The 14,110-nt window shown below is 66.3% G+C and carries 14 protein-coding genes; 12 read left to right on the top strand and 2 right to left on the bottom strand.

Going from position 1 to position 14,110, the window contains the following annotated elements:
- Nucleotides 1-43 precede the first annotated feature (43 nt).
- Together MTBLM5_RS11490 and mamU are read right to left on the bottom strand one after the other, a co-directional pair.
- Nucleotides 44-814, bottom strand: a complete 771-nt coding sequence (locus MTBLM5_RS11490) for a metallophosphoesterase (protein WP_173976254.1) — start codon at nucleotides 812-814, stop codon at nucleotides 44-46.
- Nucleotides 811-1,725: a lipid kinase MamU gene (mamU, locus tag MTBLM5_RS11485; RefSeq protein ID WP_173976253.1), complete on the bottom strand. Its 915-nt coding sequence runs from the start codon at nucleotides 1,723-1,725 to the stop codon at nucleotides 811-813. The genes MTBLM5_RS11490 and mamU overlap by 4 nt, the downstream gene beginning before the upstream one ends.
- A 103-nt stretch (nucleotides 1,726-1,828) precedes the next feature.
- Between mamU and MTBLM5_RS11480 the strand changes: the two genes are divergently transcribed.
- From MTBLM5_RS11480 to rseP, 12 genes are all read left to right on the top strand, one after another.
- Nucleotides 1,829-3,457, top strand: a complete 1,629-nt coding sequence (locus tag MTBLM5_RS11480) for an acyl-CoA synthetase (RefSeq protein ID WP_173976252.1) — start codon at nucleotides 1,829-1,831, stop codon at nucleotides 3,455-3,457.
- A gap of 77 nt (nucleotides 3,458-3,534) precedes the next feature.
- Nucleotides 3,535-4,653, top strand: coding sequence for an HD-GYP domain-containing protein (locus MTBLM5_RS11475; protein WP_173976251.1), 1,119 nt, complete (start codon nucleotides 3,535-3,537; stop codon nucleotides 4,651-4,653).
- An 85-nt stretch (nucleotides 4,654-4,738) separates the two neighbouring features.
- The gene (locus tag MTBLM5_RS11470; RefSeq protein WP_173976250.1) at nucleotides 4,739-5,878 is read left to right on the top strand and encodes an HD-GYP domain-containing protein; all 1,140 of its coding nucleotides are present in this window, start codon (nucleotides 4,739-4,741) and stop codon (nucleotides 5,876-5,878) included.
- 4 nt (nucleotides 5,879-5,882) lie between these two features.
- The gene (mepA, locus tag MTBLM5_RS11465) at nucleotides 5,883-6,734 is read left to right on the top strand and encodes a penicillin-insensitive murein endopeptidase (RefSeq protein ID WP_254431008.1); all 852 of its coding nucleotides are present in this window, start codon (nucleotides 5,883-5,885) and stop codon (nucleotides 6,732-6,734) included.
- Nucleotides 6,735-6,915: 181 nt separating this feature from the next.
- Nucleotides 6,916-7,704, top strand: a complete 789-nt coding sequence (gene rpsB, locus MTBLM5_RS11460) for a 30S ribosomal protein S2 (RefSeq protein ID WP_173976249.1) — start codon at nucleotides 6,916-6,918, stop codon at nucleotides 7,702-7,704.
- A 108-nt stretch (nucleotides 7,705-7,812) separates the two neighbouring features.
- A complete protein-coding gene (tsf, locus tag MTBLM5_RS11455; RefSeq protein WP_173976248.1) occupies nucleotides 7,813-8,739 on the top strand; it encodes a translation elongation factor Ts in 927 nt (308 codons plus the stop codon).
- Nucleotides 8,740-8,886: 147 nt separating this feature from the next.
- The gene (gene pyrH / locus MTBLM5_RS11450; protein ID WP_173976247.1) at nucleotides 8,887-9,612 is read left to right on the top strand and encodes a UMP kinase; all 726 of its coding nucleotides are present in this window, start codon (nucleotides 8,887-8,889) and stop codon (nucleotides 9,610-9,612) included.
- Nucleotides 9,613-9,615: 3 nt separating this feature from the next.
- Nucleotides 9,616-10,188, top strand: coding sequence for a ribosome recycling factor (gene frr, locus MTBLM5_RS11445; RefSeq protein WP_173976246.1), 573 nt, complete (start codon nucleotides 9,616-9,618; stop codon nucleotides 10,186-10,188).
- Between the two features lie 5 nt (nucleotides 10,189-10,193).
- Nucleotides 10,194-10,928 carry an isoprenyl transferase gene (locus MTBLM5_RS11440; RefSeq protein WP_173976245.1) on the top strand — a complete coding sequence of 245 codons (735 nt, stop codon included), beginning with the start codon at nucleotides 10,194-10,196 and terminating at the stop codon, nucleotides 10,926-10,928.
- 7 nt (nucleotides 10,929-10,935) lie between these two features.
- Complete coding sequence (locus MTBLM5_RS11435; protein WP_173976244.1) at nucleotides 10,936-11,730, top strand: phosphatidate cytidylyltransferase; 795 nt, start codon at nucleotides 10,936-10,938, stop codon at nucleotides 11,728-11,730.
- An 8-nt stretch (nucleotides 11,731-11,738) separates the two neighbouring features.
- Nucleotides 11,739-12,911, top strand: coding sequence for a 1-deoxy-D-xylulose-5-phosphate reductoisomerase (locus MTBLM5_RS11430; RefSeq protein ID WP_173976243.1), 1,173 nt, complete (start codon nucleotides 11,739-11,741; stop codon nucleotides 12,909-12,911).
- A 35-nt stretch (nucleotides 12,912-12,946) separates the two neighbouring features.
- A complete protein-coding gene (gene rseP / locus MTBLM5_RS11425; RefSeq protein WP_254431007.1) occupies nucleotides 12,947-14,089 on the top strand; it encodes an RIP metalloprotease RseP in 1,143 nt (380 codons plus the stop codon).
- Nucleotides 14,090-14,110: the final 21 nt, after the last annotated feature.

Below are 14,110 nucleotides of genomic sequence, written 5' to 3'. Positions count from 1 at the left end.
GGGTCAAGCCCGGCCATGACGAGACACGCAAAAACGTGCCCCCTCAATCGTGATGCCACAGCCCCGACACCTTGTGGAAGCCGTGGCGGTGCACGGTATGGAACTCTTTGCCGTTCCATCCGCGCACCTCGACAGTGACGGCGGGCATTCCGACCCGGATCAGGGCATAGCCGTTGGCGTCCTCGCGCAGCCGGGTCGAGCAGGCGGTCGAGGCCTGCACCAGCACGCAGGATTGGTGATGGCCGGCATGGATCAGCTCGACATGGGCATGGTGGACATGGCCGGCCAGCACCAGGTCGATGCCGCGCTCGGCCAGGCTGGCGAAGGGGTGGCCGGCCTTGGCGGTCGAGGGCGGGTGGTGCAGGAAGGCGATGCGGCAATGGTTGGCCGGCGTCTCGGCCAGCACCTGATCGACATGGTCGAGATGATGGTCGCGCAGCTTGCCGCTTTTCCAGCGCAGATGACGGGTGCTGTCCAGCCCGACCACCACCAGGCGCTCGTCGGTCCAGACCGGGCTTTCGTCATGATCGGGTAGAAAGCGGGCGAACTTGGCGCGCGGCGCGAACAGGCGGGCCAGCGGGCGATAAAGCGGGGCCAGATCGTGGTTGCCCGGCACCACCAGGGACGGCGCCGGCAGGCTTTCCAGGAAGGCGCGGGCCTGGGCGAACTGGGCGCTGCGGGCCCGTTGGGTCAGGTCGCCCGAGACGATGACCAGATCGGGCCGGTGCTGTTCCAGATCGTGGCGCAGGGCGGCGACCACCGCCGCGTCGGTGCGGCCGAAATGCAGGTCGGACAGATGGGCGATCAGTCTCATGGCACCGCCTCGGGCGGGGCAGGGGGCGGGACCAGCATGCGCAAGGCCCGGGGATTGACGCGAAACACCAAGGGCGAGGCCAGCACCGTGACCTCGCCGTCCAGGGACAGCATGACCCGGCGCTTGCGCCCGGTCACCCGGACCTCGTGGGCGCTGAAGGTTTCCAGCAGGCTGCCGACCCGCCAGCGGCCGATCAGGGCGTTGAAGGCCAGCCACAGCAGCGACAGGCGCGAATTGCACTTGGCGATGTGGACCACCAACTCGCCCTGGTCCAGCGTCTGGCGTTTCAGCGGCAGCGGCTCTTCGCGCCAGGCATTGTTGGAAATGACCAGAAGCGGCGTCGATACCGTGGTGGTGTTGTCGCCGATGGCCAGCGTCACCGTCACCATCGGGTAGCGGCGAAAGGCCCGAAGCGCCGCCAGGGCGAAGGCCGGCCACTTGGTCAATCCCTCGCGCTGCAGGCGGTCGCGGCGGCGCACCACCCGCGGATGCATCCCCAACGACGCCCAGATGGCGAAGGGCAGGCCGTTGACCTCGCCCAGGTCGATCTCGGCCTCTTGGGCGCCGGCCAGCACCCGGGCCGCCTCGACCGGGTCCAGCGGCAGGCCGATGTCGCGGGCCAACAGGTTCAAGGTCCCCAGCGGCAACAGGCCCAGCGGCTTGGTGCGGCCGATGCCGGCCAGCACGGCGGTCAGGATGGTGCCGTCGCCGCCGCCGGCGATCACCGCGTCGATGTCGGACCGGGTCGCCAGTGCCGACAGCCGGGCGGCCAGGTCGCGCCGGCCGCAGACCTCGACTTCCACCGCGTGACCGGCGGCCTGGAACTGGCCGGCGATCGCCTCGACCGTCTGTTCCAACGGAAGGCGGCGGAAGGTGCCGGCGGCACGGTTGATGACCAGGGCAAGACGCATGGGGGAATCCCACTCCCAGCCGGCGCCGGTGTCAATCATTGAAAATGGCGGGCTGCCGACGCATTCTCGGAGCCAACCAGGCAGTAAACCAGGAGACCGCAACATGGCCCGCCCCTATGACACCCATCTGGACAAGAACCCCGCCAATTTCGTGGCGCTGACGCCGCTGCACTTCCTGGAACGCGCGGCCAGCGTCTATCCCAACCGGGTGGCGGTGATCCATGGTGGGCTGCGCTTCACCTGGGCCGAAATCTATGCCCGCGCCCGCCGGCTGGGCTCGGCCTTGGCCAAGCGGGGCATCGGGGTGGGCGACACCGTGGCGGTGATGGCCCCCAACGTGCCGGCGATCTTCGAGGCCCATTTCGGCGTGCCGATGATCGGCGCGGTGCTGAACGCCTTGAACATCCGCCTGGATGCCGAAGCCCTGGCCTTCATCCTCGACCATGGCGAGGCCCGGGTGCTGATCACCGACCGCGAATTCTCGGGCGTGATCAAGAAGGCGCTGACCATGACGGCGCGCAAGGACATCCTGGTCATCGACATCGACGACCCGGCCTATAGCGGCGGCGAGTTGCTGGGCGAGATGACCTACGAGGCGTTCCTGGAAACCGGTGACCCCGATTTCGCCTGGCGCTGGCCCGAAGACGAATGGGAAGCCATCGCGCTCAATTACACCTCGGGGACCACCGGCAATCCCAAGGGCGTGGTCTACCACCATCGCGGCGCTTACTTGAACGCCATCGGCAATGCCATGACCTGGGGCATGAGCGGCCATCCGGTCTATCTGTGGACCCTGCCGATGTTCCATTGCAACGGCTGGTGCTTCCCGTGGACGGTGACCGCCCTGGCCGGGACCCATGTCTGCCTGCGCCGGGTCGATGCCGCCCACATGTTCGCCGCCATCGAGGCCCACAAGGTCACCCATCTGTGCGGTGCGCCCATCGTCATGGGCCTGCTGATCAACGCGTCGGATGCCGATCGCCGGCCGCTGCCCCATCAGGTCGAGTTCATGACCGCCGCAGCACCGCCGCCGGCCGCCGTGATCGGCCGGCTGGAAAGCCAGGGCTTCAAGATCACCCACGTCTACGGCCTGACCGAGGTCTATGGCCCGGCCTCGGTCTGTTCGTGGCACGAGGAATGGGACGAATTGCCGCTGGACGAACGGGCCCGGCTCAAGGCCCGCCAAGGCGTGCGCTATGTGATGGAGGAAGGCCTGATGGTCGCCGATCCCACCACGCTGGAACCATGCCCGAAGGACGGCGTCACCATGGGCGAGGTGTTCTTCCGCGGCAACGTGGTGATGAAGGGCTATCTGAAAAATCCCAAAGCCACCGACGAGGCCTTCGCCGGCGGCTGGTTCCACACCGGCGATCTGGGGGTGTGGCACGCCGACGGCTATCTGGAACTGAAGGACCGGTCCAAGGACATCATCATCTCGGGCGGCGAGAACATTTCGACCATCGAGGTCGAGGGCGTGCTGTACCAGCATCCCGATGTGGTCGAGGCCGCGGTGGTGGCCCGCCCCGACGAGAAGTGGGGCGAGACGCCCTGCGCCTTCGTGATGCTGAAGGACGGGGCCAGCGTGACCGAAAAGGACATCATCGACTTCACCCGCCAAAAGCTGGCCCATTTCAAATGTCCGCGCACGGTGGTCTTCGGTCCCTTGCCCAAGACCTCGACCGGAAAGATCCAGAAATTCATCCTGCGCGAGACCGCGAAGGCTCTGGGCTGACCGCCGGGGCGGGCGAGCGTTTGACCTGTCGAGGCGGCCTCTGTTAGCATCCGCTCAATTGGGGCAGGGGGGGCGCCTTGGACGAGGTCGAGCAGGGGCTTTATCGTGGGGTCGCTGAACGCTTGATCTGTCTTCATGACGAGATCAAGACGGATGGGACGTTGGTGGCGCTGAACCGCGTCGCCATCGCCCTTTACGATGCCAAGACCGATCTGCTGAAGACCTTCATCCATTCGTCCGACGGTGACAGCCCGCTGGTCAACCACACCAGCCGGCTGGCCGAGCTGCCCAGCCTGCAGCAGCTGGCCTGGACCGGGGCGCGGCGGATCATCCACGATCTGGCCGAGGCGGCCGAACGCGGCCAGGACCATGCCCGCCGTCTGATCGCCGCCGGCTATCGTTCCAGCTACACCATGCCGATCCAGCATCGCGGCATCCTGTACGGCTTCGTGTTCTTCAATTCGTTCCAGGCCGGATATTTCGCCCCGTCGGTGGTGAGCCGCCTGCGGCCCTATGCCGAGCTGATCGCGCTGTCCATCATGCGCGATCTGGATACCCTTCGGATGATGCAGGCGGCGGTCAAGACCATCCGCTCGGTCAGCTCGGCCCGCGACGAGGAAACCGGGGCGCATCTGGCTCGCATGGCCCGCTATGCCCGGGTGGTGGCGCAGCGCCTTGCCGGCCCCAACGGGCTGACCGACGAATATGTGGAATATCTGTTCCAGTTCTGCCCGCTGCACGATGTCGGCAAGATCGCCGTGCCCGACGCCATCCTGCTCAAGCCCGGCCGGTTGACCCCCGACGAATTCACCGCCATGAAGGCCCATGTGGCCAAGGGCGTGGAAATCGTCGATGGCATGATCAGTGATTTCGAGTTGCGTTCGCTTCCTCATTTCCAAGTCTTGCGCAACATTGTCGCTTACCATCATGAAGCCTTGGACGGATCGGGTTATCCCTATGGTTTATCTGGGGCGGATATTCCAATCGAGGCACGCATTGCCGCCGTCGCCGACGTCTTCGACGCCCTGACCTCGACGCGGCCCTACAAGGAGGCCTGGAGCGTCGAGCGGGCCCTGGGGCTGCTGTGCGACCAGTCCGGCATCAAGTTCGCCCCCGATTGCGTTGCCGCCCTCTGTGAAAGCGAAGCCGAGATTCGTGAAATCCAGGCGAAGTTCACCGAAACCGTTTTTGATTGACGGTTGCGTTACAACCTGTTTTTGACGCTGACGCAAAAATTAACGTATAGTCCGCTCCAAGCAATATTGGATCGCGACACGCATCATGGGGATCACGTCCGCTTCAGACTCGCCGAAGGTGGCATATCGGCCGATCCAACAGGGCTTGGCCGAACGGCTGATGTGCCTGCATGACGAGATGAAGCGCGATTTCGACGGCGTCAACCGCATCGCCGTCGCCATCTACGAACAAAAGACCGACATCTTGCGGTCCTTCGTCCATTCCTCGGAAAGCGACAATCCGTTCGACCACACCGTCGCTCGACTGGCCGATCTGAAGTCGCTGGCGGAACTGGCCCGCACCGGGGCCAGGCGGGTGATCAACGACCTGACCGACCATGTCAGCTCGGCGCCGGCCCATTGCCGTCGGCTGACCGGGGCCGGCTATCTGTCCAGCTATACCGTGCCGATCTTCCACAAGGGCGTATTTTACGGTTTCGTGTTCTTCAATTCGTTCCGCAAGGGCTATTTCACCGGTCCGGTGGTGCGCGGCCTGAAGGCCATCGCCGAGGTGGTGTCGCTGCAGACCATCATGGAACTGGACGCGATCCGCATGATCCAGGCGGCGGTCAAGACCGTGCGCCAGATCAGCCGGGTCAGGGACGAGGAAACCGGCACCCACCTGGAGCGGATGTCGCGCTATACCCGGCTGATCGCGCTTCGGCTGGCGCCCCGCAAGGGCATGAGCGACGAATGGGTCGAGTTCCTGTTCCAGTTCTCGCCCTTGCACGATGTCGGCAAGATCGCCGTGCCCGACCAGATCCTGTTCAAGCCCGGCCGGCTGACCACCGAAGAATTCGAGATCATGAAAAGCCATGTCGGGCGCGGCAACGAGATCGTCCAGGTGATGGCCGAAACCTTCCGCCTGACCCAGGCGCCCTATCTGCGGGTACTGCGCAACGTGGTGGCCCATCACCATGAATCGGTGGACGGGACGGGCTATCCGGCCGGCCTGTCCGGCGACGAGGTGTCGCTGGAGGGCCGCATCGTCGCCGTCGCCGACGTGTTCGACGCCCTGACCAGCACGCGCCCCTACAAGAAGCCGTGGAGCGTCGATGACGCGCTGGGCTTCCTGACCGAGCAGGCGGGCAAGAAGTTCGACCCGGAAGCGGTCGAGGTGCTGAAGCAAAGCCGATCGGCCATCGCCGACATCCAGCGGCAATTCGCCGAAACCCCGTTGGATTAAAACCATGCGCCGGTTGATGATCCTGGTGGCCTGCATGATGTCTTCCGCGGCCGGGGCCTCGCCGGCCGAGCGGTGGGCGGCCATCGGTCATCCTTCGGCCGACGACCATCCGCGCGCCATCGGCGGCGCGGCCGCCGGCTGCATCGCAGGCGCGGTGGCGCTGCCGCCCGACGGAACCGGCTATCAGGTGCTGCGGCTCGAACGCAATCGCAACTGGTCCCATCCCCGCACCATCGCCTTCATCCAGGATCTGGGCCGCAAGGCCGCCGCCGACGGGGCGGGGCCGTTGCTGATCGGCGATCTGTCGCAGCCGCGCGGCGGCCCCATGGCCTATGGCCATGGCAGCCACCAGAACGGGATCGACGTCGATATCTGGTTTCGGCTGCCCGGGCGGGCCTTGACGCCCGACGAGCGGGCGCGGCCGGTGCCGGTGTCGATGGTCAAGGGCAAAGCGGTCGATGCCAGGACCTGGACGCCCCGTCACCTGAAGCTGCTGGAACAGGCCGCCCGCCCGCCCGAGGTCGATCGCATCTTCGTCAACCCGGCCATCAAGGCTGCCGCCTGCCGGTCGGCCAGGGGCGACCGCGCCTGGCTGGCCAAGCTGCGGCCGTGGTGGGGCCATGACGAGCATTTCCACGTCCGCCTGTCCTGTCCGCCCGGCGACGGCGAGTGCGCCCCCCAGGCCGCGGTTCCCGACGGCGATGGCTGCGGGGCCGAGTTGCAATCTTGGCTGGCGCGGCCGACCATCCTGCCCGAGCTGGGCCGCGACAAGCCCAACACCCGCCGGCCGGTCCTGCCCGAGGCCTGTACCGCCATCCTGGACCGTCCGGCGCGGATTCCGGCGGCGGCACGCTGATGCCCGCCCCCCGATAGCCCACGTCACGCTTGCCAAGCCGGCCGAGAGGGAGTACAAGCCGCCGATCAATCCGCACGCGGGTCCGCGGCGGCGTGCTAGTCGCGTCGTCGCTCCGGTGTCGGGGTTCGTCCCCGGCGACACCCGCGGAGGCTTAACCGGAGAATGGAAGGAATTTTCTCCAATGGCTCTGCCCACTTTCACCATGCGTCAGCTCGTCGAAGCCGGCGTGCATTTCGGTCACAACACCCGCCGCTGGAACCCGAAGATGGCGCCGTACCTGTTCGGCGTCCGCAACGGCATCCATATCATCGACCTGCAGCAGTCGGTCCCGATGCTGCATGCGGCGATGACCGCCGTGCGTAACGTCGTCGCCGGTGGCGGCCGCGTCCTGTTCGTCGGCACCAAGCGCGCCGCCTCGGACATCGTCGCCGAATCGGCCAAGAAGTGCGGCCAGTACTACGTCAACCACCGCTGGCTGGGCGGCATGCTGACCAACTGGAAGACCATCTCGCACTCGATCAAGCGCCTGCGCGAGCTCGACGAGCAGCTGGCCTCGGGCGCCCTGTCGGCGCTGACCAAGAAGGAGCAGCTGGTCCTGTCGCGCGAGAAGGAAAAGCTCGATCGCGCGCTGGGCGGCATCAAGGACATGGGCGGCCTGCCCGACATCTTGTTCATCATCGATACCAACAAGGAATCGCTGGCGGTTCAGGAAGCCAACAAGCTGGGCATCCCGGTGGTGGCCATCCTGGATTCCAACTCGGATCCGGCCGGCATCACCTTCCCGGTTCCCGGCAATGACGACGCCATCCGCGCCATCCAGTCCTATTGTGATCTGGTTGCCGGCGCCGTGCTGGACGGCATCCAGGCCGAGATCGGCCGCGCCGGTGGCGACATCGGTGCCCAGGCCGAGGCCCCGGTCGAGGTGATCGCCGCCGAAGCCGAGCCCGAGGCTGTTGCCCAGGCCGAATAAGACCTTGGTTCACGAGAGACGGCGGCGACCTGCGTCGCCGCCGTTTTCGTAAGAAAATCAAGCTATTGAACGCAATATCTTAGACTGCACACGAAAAGGAAAGCTGACATGGCCGAGATTACCGCTGCGCTTGTCAAGGAGCTGCGCGAGAAGAGTGGCGCCGGCATGATGGACTGCAAGAAGGCGCTGGGCGAGACCGCCGGCGACGTCGAAGCGGCCATCGACTGGCTGCGCAAGAAGGGTCTGGCCGCCGCCGCCAAGAAGGCCGGCCGCGTCGCCGCCGAGGGTCTGGTCGCCGTTGCCGCCTCGGGCACCAAGGGCGTCGCCGTCGAAGTGAACGCCGAGACCGATTTCGTCGGCCGCAACGACCAGTTCCAGGGCTTCGTCAAGGCCGTCGCCCAGGTCGCCCTGGATGTCGGTTCCGACGTCGATGCCATCAAGGCCGCCGCCTGCCCGGGCGCCGACAAGTCGGTCGCCGACCAGCTGACCGCCCTGATCGCCACCATCGGCGAGAACATGAACCTGCGTCGCGCCATCCGCCTGGAAGTGTCGGCCGGTGTGGTCGCCACCTACATGCACTCGGCCACCGCGCCGGGCCTGGGCAAGATCGGCGTGCTGGTCGCGCTGGAATCGACCGGTGACAAGGCCAAGCTGGAGGCCCTGGGCAAGCAGATCGCCATGCACGTCGCCGCCGCCAACCCGCTGTTCCTGGATGTCAGCTCGGTTGACACCACCGCTCTCGACCGCGAGCGCGCCGTGCTGACCGAACAGGCCCAGGCCTCGGGCAAGCCGGCCGCCGTCATCGAGAAGATGGTCGAAGGCCGCGTGCGCAAGTACTACGAGGAAGTCTGCCTGCTCGAGCAGGTGTTCGTCATCGACCAGGAGACCAAGATCTCGAAGGTCGTCGAGAACGCCGCCAAGGATGTCGGCGCGCCCGTCAAGCTGACCGGCTTCGCCCGCTTCGCCCTGGGCGAGGGCATCGAGAAGGAAGAGAAGGACTTCGCCGCCGAAGTCGCCGCCCAGCTGGGCGGCTGAGGCGCGAAACCGAAAGGGCCGCCGGATGTTTCGTCCGGCGGCCGCCTCCTTACCTTTCGGTGACGAAAGACGAGACAGACGACGGGAATGGTGTATGATCGCGCCGTCCCGGCCGTCACCGGGTCCCATCCAGTTTTCGAGGGTATCATGGCCGCCGCCGCCAAGTTCCACCGCGTTCTCTTGAAGATCTCGGGCGAGGGCCTCATGGGCTCGCGCGATTACGGCCTGGACCCCGTGACCGTCAACCGTATCGCCTGCGAAGTGCAATCCGTCCGCGACCTGGGCGTCGAGGTGTGCTGCGTGGTCGGTGGCGGCAATATCTTCCGCGGCCTGTCGGGCGCCGCCAAGGGCATGGACCGCGCCGCCGCCGACAATATCGGCATGCTGGCCACCGTCATGAACGCCCTGTCCCTGCAGAACGCGCTGGAAAATCGCGGCGTGTTCACCCGGGTCCAGTCGGCCATTCCGATGCCGTCGGTGTGTGAATCCTTCATCCGCCGCCGCGCCATCCGCCACCTGGAAAAGGGCCGGGTGGTGATTTTCGCCGCCGGTACCGGCAATCCGTTCTTCACCACCGACACGGCGGCCGCGCTGCGCGCCGTCGAGATGGGCTGCGACGCGCTGTTGAAGGCCAGTCAGGTCGATGGCGTCTATTCGGCCGATCCCAAGAAGGTCAAGGACGCGGTGCGGTACGACACGCTGACCTTTCACGAGGTCCTGGCCCGCGATCTGGCGGTGATGGATGCCTCGGCCATTTCGCTGTGCCGCGAGAACAATGTGCCGATCGTGGTTTTCGACATGCATAACGATGGTGCCTTCGCCCAGGTGGTGACCGGGCAGGGGCGCTTCACCATCATCAAGGAAGGGGGTTGAATCGTGTCCACGCCCACCAATTGGAACGATCTCAAGAAAGACGTGACCCACCGCATGGATAGCGCGGTGGACGTGCTGAAGAAGGAATTCGCCGGTCTGCGCACCGGCCGCGCCGCCGCGTCGCTGCTGGAGCCGGTGGTGGTCGAGGCCTATGGCCAGACCATGCCGATCACCCAGTGCGGCACCATCGGCGTGCCCGAGCCCCGCATGCTGACCGTGCAGGTATGGGACAAGGGCCTGGTCAAGGCGGTGGAAAAGTCGATCCGCGACGCCGGCCTGGGCCTTAACCCGCAGACCGACGGCCAGGTGGTCCGCGTGCCGATCCCCGCCCTGAACGAGGAGCGCCGCAAGGAGCTGCAGAAGGTCGCCGGCAAGTATGCCGAGCAGGCCCGCATCGCCGTGCGCAACGTCCGCCGCGACGGCCTGGACATCCTGAAGAAGATGGAAAAGGCCGGTCACGTCTCGGAAGACGAGACCAAGAAGCACGAGAAGGACATCCAGTCCATCACCGACGACACGATCAAGAAGATCGACGAGGCGCTAAGCCACAAGGAAAAGGAAATCATCCAGGTCTGACCCCGATGGAAGCCGCCGCCAAGCCCGATCAAGGTCTGCCCGCACCGGTGCACGTCGCCATCATCATGGATGGCAACGGCCGCTGGGCCAAGGCGCGCGGCTTGCCGCGCACCGCCGGCCACAAGAAGGGCGCGGAATCGGTGCGCCGCGCCGTCGAGACCGCCCGCGAGCTGGGCGTGTCGTACCTGACCCTTTACGCCTTCTCGTCCGAGAACTGGAAGCGCCCGGCCGGCGAGGTCACCGACCTGATGGGCCTGTTGCGCCTGTATCTGCGCAACGAGGTCAACAGCCTGCACAAGAACGGCATCCGCCTGCGCATCATCGGCGACCGTTCCAGGCTGTCGGCCGACATCGTCTCGCTGATCGAGGAATCCGAGGCCAAGACACAGGACAACAAGGCCCTGACCCTGGTGTTGGCGCTGTCCTATGGCGGCCGTCAGGAAATCGTCGAGGCGGCGCGCGCCGTCGCCCGCCAGGTGGCCGAAGGCCGGATCCCGGTCGATGCCATCGACGAGGCGACGCTGGCCTCGAACCTGTCCACCGCCGACATCCCCGATCCCGATCTGGTGATCCGCACCTCGGGCGAGCAGCGCATCTCGAATTTCCTGCTGTGGCAGTGCGCCTATTCCGAACTGGTGTTCCTTGACGTGCTGTGGCCCGATTTCAGCCGTGCCGACTTCGAGGCGGCGATCCGCGACTATCACGGTCGCGACCGCCGCTTTGGCGCGGCCAACGGCTGACGCCCCCGTGCTGGTCACCCGCATCGTCTCGGCTCTGGTCATGGCTCCCGCCGCATTGCTGGCGGCGTGGTGGGGCGGTTATGTCTTCGCCGTGCTGGCTGCCGTGGCAGCGGCGGTGATGGCGTGGGAATGGCACAAGATGGTTGCCGGCCGCTTCGGGGCGGCCGGGATGATTTCCGCCGTCGCGGGCGCCGCGGCGGCGCTGGGGGCGGTCGAAACCCCCCATCTGTCGGTCCTGGCGGTGGTGGCGGCTTGCCTGGCCGGCACCGCCCTGTCGCCGATCCATGCCGAACGCGGCCGCCTGTGGGTTGGCCTGGGCGCCCTTTATACCGGTTTGCCGGCGGTGGCCCTGGTGTGGCTGCGCCAGGATGGCGAGCTGGGCCTGTTGACCTTGCTGTGGCTGTTGTTGCTGGTGTGGGCCACCGATACCGGGGCTTACGGCGCCGGGCGCGGCCTGGGCGGCCCGTTGCTGATGCCGCGCGTCAGCCCCAAGAAGACCTGGGCCGGCCTGATCGGCGGGGTGGTCTCGGCCGGGCTGGTGGGGGGCGGTATCGGCTTGTGGCTTTATGGACAGCCGTCCTTGGCTCTGATGGCGGCCAGCGGCTTGCTGGCGGTGGTGGCGCAGGCCGGCGATTTGATGGAAAGCTGGGTCAAGCGCCGCTGTGGCGTCAAGGATTCCAGCGCCATCATTCCCGGCCATGGCGGCGTGCTGGATCGCCTTGATGGGCTGCTGGCCGCCGCTCTGGCGGTGGCCTTCGCCGCCTGGATGTCGGGCCAGCCGGTCCTGGCTTGGAACGGGTAGGGGGGGCGATGAGCGATCAGCGCCGTTCCGTCACCATCCTGGGCTCGACCGGATCGATCGGCCGCAACACCGTCGAACTGGTGGAAGCCGACCCCGCGACCTATCGGGTCGAGGCGCTGGTGGCCAACGGCAGCGTCGAGCTGCTGGCCGATCAGGCCCGGCGGCTGAAGGCCCGCGTCGCGGTGGTGGCCGACGAGACCCGTCTGGCCGAACTGCGCGAGCGCCTGAAGGGCAGCGGCATCGAGACCGCCGGCGGCCGGACGGCGGTGGTCGAGGCGGCGGCGCGGCCGGCCCAGTGGGTGATGGCCGCCATCGTCGGCGCCGCCGGCCTGGCGCCGACCCTGGAAGCGGTGCGGCGCGGCGCGGTGATCGGTTTGGCCAACAAGGAATGCATGGTCTCGGCCGGCCAATTGATGATGGCCGAGGTCGAGCGCCATGGTGCCACGCTTCTGCCGGTGGATTCCGAACATTCGGCCATCTTCCAGGTGTTCGAGACCGACCAGCGCGACCAGATCGAGAAGATCGTGCTGACCGCCTCGGGCGGGCCGTTCCGCGCCCGCAGCCTGGCCGAGATGGAGAGCGTGACGCCCGAGCAGGCGGTGGCCCATCCCAACTGGTCGATGGGGGCCAAGATCAGCGTCGATTCGGCTTCGATGATGAACAAGGGCCTGGAACTGATCGAGGCCCATCACCTGTTCGCCATGCCGGAAGGCCAGATCGACATCGTGGTTCATCCGCAATCGGTGATCCATTCGCTGGTGGCTTACCGCGACGGTTCGGTGCTGGCGCAGTTGGGCAGCCCCGACATGCGGACCCCCATCGCCTATGCCCTGGGCTGGCCCCGGCGGATTCCCGCGCCGTCGCCCCGCCTGGACCTGGCGGCGATCGGCACGTTGACCTTTGAATCGCCCGACCCGGTGCGCTTTCCCGCCCTGGCCTTGGCGCGGCGCGCCTTGCAAAGCGGCGGCGCCGCACCTACTGTTTTGAACGCCGCCAACGAGATCGCCGTTCAGGCCTTCCTGACCGGCGCGCTTTCGTTCCTGGGCATCGCCCGCCTGGTCGAGGACGCGCTGAACGCCATGGGGCCGATGCCCCTGGACAGTCTGGACGACGTGATGGCGGCCGATGGGTGGGGCCGCGCCCATGCCGCCGCCGCTTTGCGGGCCGGGCGGATTCGCTGAATTCCAGGGTCGCCCCGACGGGTGGCCGGATAATAATGACCGAACGGATCGTCATGGATTTCTTCTGGAACTATATCGTCGTCTTCCTGCTCATCCTGACCGTCGTGGTGTTCGTCCATGAACTGGGCCATTACCTGGTTGCCCGCTGGAACGGCGTGAAGGTCGAGGTCTTTTCCATCGGCTTCGGGCCCGAGATTTGGGGCTTCAACGACAAGTCCGGCACCCGCTGGCGCTTCAGCCTGCTGCCCTTGGGCGGCTATGTGAAGATGTTCGGCGACGCCGACGAGGCCTCAGCCACCGCCGCCGACATTCCCATGACCGAGGCCGAGAAGGAACAAAGCTTCCGCCACAAAAGGGTCGGCCAGCGCGCCGCCATCGTCTTTGCCGGCCCGGCCGCCAACTTCGTGTTCGCCATCGTCGGCCTGGCCCTGATGTTCATGGTCCTGGGCCAGCCGGTCACCGAGCCGGTCATCGGCCAGGTCCACCCCGACACCGCCGCCGCCGCCGCCGGCCTGAAGGTGGGCGACCGCATCCTGGTGGTCAACGGCAAGGCGGTCGATCGCTTCCAGGAAATCCAGCGCATCGTCCGCCTCGATATCGACCGGCCGCTGGAAATGGACATCGACCGCGACGGCGCCATGATCTCCATCGTCGCCCAGCCGCGCGTCGTCGAGCGCAAGGGGCTGTTCGGCGACATGGAAAAGGTGCCGGTGCTGGGTATCTCGGCCGATACGCACCGCACTACGATCGTCCATTACGGCCCGGCCTCGGCCCTGTGGCAGGCGATCAAGGAAACCGGGCAGATGGTGTCGTCGACCTTCGTCGGCATCGGCCAGATGATTTCCGGCACCCGCGACAGCGACGAACTGGGTGGGCCGATCCGCATCGCCAAGGGTGCGGGCGAGGCGGCCCAGGTGGGATTTGCCAGTGTGGTTTTCTACACCATTCTGCTTTCCCTTAACCTGGGCTTAATTAATCTGTTCCCCATCCCTGTTCTGGATGGTGGTCATCTGGTGTTCTATGCCGCCGAGGCCATCTTTGGTAGGCCGTTGGGCGAAAAGGCACAAGAATATGGTTTCCGAATCGGCCTGTTTCTGGTATTGGCCTTGATGGTATTTGCTACCCGTAACGACATCGTTTCTCTTCCGGTGTGGGACGCGGTCAAGCGGTTGCTGTAAACAGACCAAGATGGCCGTCTT

The sequence above is a fragment of the Magnetospirillum sp. LM-5 genome (assembly GCF_902729445.1).
Lineage (GTDB): Bacteria > Pseudomonadota > Alphaproteobacteria > Rhodospirillales > Magnetospirillaceae > Magnetospirillum.
This window is presented reverse-complemented; position numbering and strand designations above follow the sequence as displayed.